2 protein-coding genes are annotated in these 1,312 nt (G+C 56.3%); one reads left to right on the forward strand and one right to left on the reverse strand.

Annotated features, from left to right (window positions below):
- Positions 1–324 (forward strand): zinc-binding dehydrogenase (locus tag D8V06_RS06540; protein ID WP_153189252.1); only part of this gene is annotated, 324 nt, incomplete at its 5' end.
- A gap of 51 nt (positions 325–375) precedes the next feature.
- Here the strand turns inward: D8V06_RS06540 and D8V06_RS06545 are convergent.
- Positions 376–990, reverse strand: coding sequence for an energy transducer TonB (locus D8V06_RS06545; protein ID WP_056854086.1), 615 nt, complete (start codon positions 988–990; stop codon positions 376–378).
- Positions 991–1,312 lie beyond the last annotated feature (322 nt).

Here is a 1,312-nt window from a genome sequence, read left to right on the forward strand (position 1 = left end):
GACCTGTTCGACCAGGCCATCCGCGCCATCGCCTGGAACGGCCGCCTGCTGGTGGTCGGTTTCGCCAGCGGCCGGATTCCCGAACTGCCGGTGAACCTGGCACTGCTCAAAGGTGCAGCGGTACTCGGCGTATTCTGGGGCTCGTTCGCCCAGCGCCAACCGCAGGACAACGCCGCGAACTTCCAGCAGCTCTTCGGCTGGTTTGCCGAAGGCAAGCTGAAGCCGTTGGTGTCGCAGGTGTATTCGCTGAGCAATGCCGCGCAGGCGATCAACGATCTGGGCCAGCGCAAGGCGGTAGGCAAGGTGGTGGTGCAGGTTCGCTGAATTGGCAAAACGGTCTGGACTCAAGCAATCGGGTTCAGACCCAGTCGACAACTAAAGCAGCTTGCGAAGGTCCTCAGGCAAAAACCTCGCAAACCGGGACGTTGGTTTGCTCGAACATTGCCGGACGATAATCGGCACCGCCCTGTTCAGCTTTGCGATCAGCTCCAGACGTCGCTCGTTTGACAAGCTGGTCGCGGAGAACGCATTCGAGAGGTAGGCACGGGTGTAATGGAAGGCAGAAGCATCAAGCCAACCGCTCTCCGGAACATTGGCCATGACCTCATTGAAATCGCGGCATCTCAGCTCCTTGAGCCACTGATTGATATGAATGGGCAGGTCCGAGTCGTATCGAAAGATCATGGGCGCAATGACCTCCTGCTCTTTGGGTTTGCCACCTTCGACCACCCACGGCTTGAATCGCCACTGCGCAATGGCAACCCGGGTCGCCTCGGCCAAATCCGGGTGATCGCTTTGCAAAATGCTCACCTTGCTCACCGAACCATCGGCATGCGCCGTGAACCTGACCCGGACATCACCTGTAATTCCGGCCCTTTGCAGCGCCGGCGGGTACACCGGCTTGGGATTGTCTTCCGGAATAAGCAAAAACTCCTCGGCCCGGGCTTCTCCAGACAACGCCAGCACCAGCAAGAACGCAATCCACCGCATAACCCTTCCCTCTCCCCTTCGCACCTCAAATGCCAGTCTTGGCAACTGGCCAAAAGGTTAAAGCGCGAAGGTATTGAGCTGAAGATCATGGCTTCCGGTAACAGTGCAGGACATTTCCCAAAGATTTGCCTTAATCCTGCCGGCCCGGCAGTCACTAAAGGAAAGCGGTAACAACTCCTACAACGCCCTTCACTTACATCTGAGCGACATGTTCATAAAGGAATGCTCGTTTTCCAACATTTCCGCTGTTTGGCTGATGAGAACCAGTGCTATTTTCGGTAACGAAACTGTAACATTCGCATCCGCAGTCAAAACAAGAAAA

The sequence above is a fragment of the Pseudomonas sp. Sample_24 genome (assembly GCF_004307605.1).
Taxonomy (GTDB): domain Bacteria; phylum Pseudomonadota; class Gammaproteobacteria; order Pseudomonadales; family Pseudomonadaceae; genus Aquipseudomonas.